Source organism: Ammoniphilus soli, from assembly GCF_040813775.1.
On record NZ_JBEGDL010000106.1, the window covers coordinates 1 to 1,991 of the forward strand.

2 pseudogenes are annotated in these 1,991 nt (G+C 39.9%); one reads left to right on the forward strand and one right to left on the reverse strand.

The annotated features are described in order from the left end of the window. Positions 1–134: pseudogene (locus tag ABLT31_RS38405) on the forward strand (protein CysJ); the annotation flags it as partial. 180 nt (positions 135–314) lie between these two features. Here ABLT31_RS38405 and ABLT31_RS38410 read toward each other — a convergent pair. Then, positions 315–1,664 (reverse strand): annotated as a pseudogene (locus tag ABLT31_RS38410) (IS1182 family transposase). Positions 1,665–1,991 lie beyond the last annotated feature (327 nt).

Consider the following 1,991-nt stretch of genomic DNA (forward strand, 5'->3'; position numbering starts at 1 on the left):
AATATATGGCGAAAGACGTCCACAACACGCTTATTGACGTGATTGAAAAAGAAGGTGCCACAACCCGTGAAGCAGCCGAAGCGTATCTAGATGATATGAAGGAGCAAGGACGTTACCAACGTGATGTGTATTAAACTAAAGAGGTATAACTTCCCAAGAAAACTCAAGAACTATTTGAACCCACTGAGACTGATTAGGCATCAGTCTCTTTTTTTATTTAAAGTTTTTCATCCATTCTTCAGTTGAGTTAATTTCATAATGCCCTTTGTGCAAAGGATAAAGCTGCTGAATTTCGTGGTTTTAGTTTTTAAAAATTAGGCAACTCGTGAAACAAACTCATTATTCATGCGGTCTACAGCTAACTTTGATGTGTTGTAGACGAGTGTTACTAAGTCAAAATGTACTTTTGCTCGTTTACCTGTACGGTATCGCACATTGTTTAACTGAAAGAACTCTTTAAGATAAGCGATGACTCTCTCAACAGCTGTTCTTTCTTTATAGATGTTTTTCCAGGCTTTCGTTCCTCGCCCTGGTGCCGTGTATTTTCTCAAGTCTGTAGTGATCTTTATTTTATATACTTTTTGGCACAAAGAATCATGACGTAATGGACAATCTCTACATTCTTTGGGTTTCGTATACTTCATGGTCTCGTACTTGGGATCATAACTGTCATAACGGTAGGAATGCTCCCGTACACAAGTCGGAGCGAAATAGGAATCAAAACCTACCATTTCCGGTTCTCGCCGTTTGTTGTACGCAATAACAGCATGAGCCTTCATACGGCGAATTTGGGTATAGATCGGTTCATAATCATAGCCAGCATCCATCGTAGCATGACGAACCGTCAAAAACGGGAGTTGCTCCTAAATTCCTTTCAATAAAGGAATCGCGGCTTTTCCGTCATTTAAATTTCCGGAGGATAGGATGGATTGAAGAATGTATTGACTATCCGTACCTACAGCCAAATGTGCTTTGTACCCATACCAAAAGGTGTTTTTTCCTTCACTGTTTTTCTTGATGCCCCATTGAGGATCCAACGGCATGTGTTGCCTTAAATCCTTCAAACTAGCATCTAATTGGGCTTCAATGGGCTTTTCAAATAAAGGAAGTTGGCTTCTTGTTCTTCCTTTTCCTTTAGCCATTGTTCACGTTCAGCTTTGGGCTTTCGCCCACGCTTTTTGGGTTCAGGTTTAGCTTTTTCTTCTTTAGAAGGGGCTTGATCTCGTGCTTCCACATGAGATGCATCGATCGCGATGATCTCATCTTCGATGAAACCTTCCTGAAAAGCCTGAACAAGAACCGATTGTTGAAGTTCTTCTAAAACATTGGTTTCACTTATTTTAGAAATAAGACGTGAATAAGATGCCTCCGATGGAACTTCATCGGAAAACAAGAAACCACAATCTAAACGAAACATAAAATCTTTTAAGTCGTTGGATTAAATCCTTCACGGTGGGTATTCTTTCCACAACACGAGCCACGAGTGAGTAAACCATGGCTGCGTAATTAAGTTGAACGGGAGCGCCGTAACAAGACTTCTTACTCACGATGAATAAAATCGGTTCAATAGGTAGGGAGGAAAAAATCTCCTCGAACCGATCACTTGGCGACATTGCATATAATTCTTGAATGCTAAATAGGCTTCCTTGTCGTATAATGGACATAGGGAGTCATCCTCCAATCTATGAGAGTTTGGTCGCACTTACTCTATTCTAGATTTGGGGAGGTACTCCTTTTTTAGTTGCTTTCAACCCTTGGTACACAAGGGCTCAGATTTATGAAATTAACTCAGTTGAATCAATTTCATAATTGTGTTTCCTAAAAAACTGTAGACTTTACCTAGTGGGAAAACGTGAATTTTTTAAATTAAGCAACCGCCTTTTTTGAGTTTTCCACCTCCTTACGAATTCGGTCTACAGCTAATTTGGATGCGTTATAAACAAGAGTAACCAGATCAAAATGGACTTTGGCTCTTTTTCCAGTACGGTAGC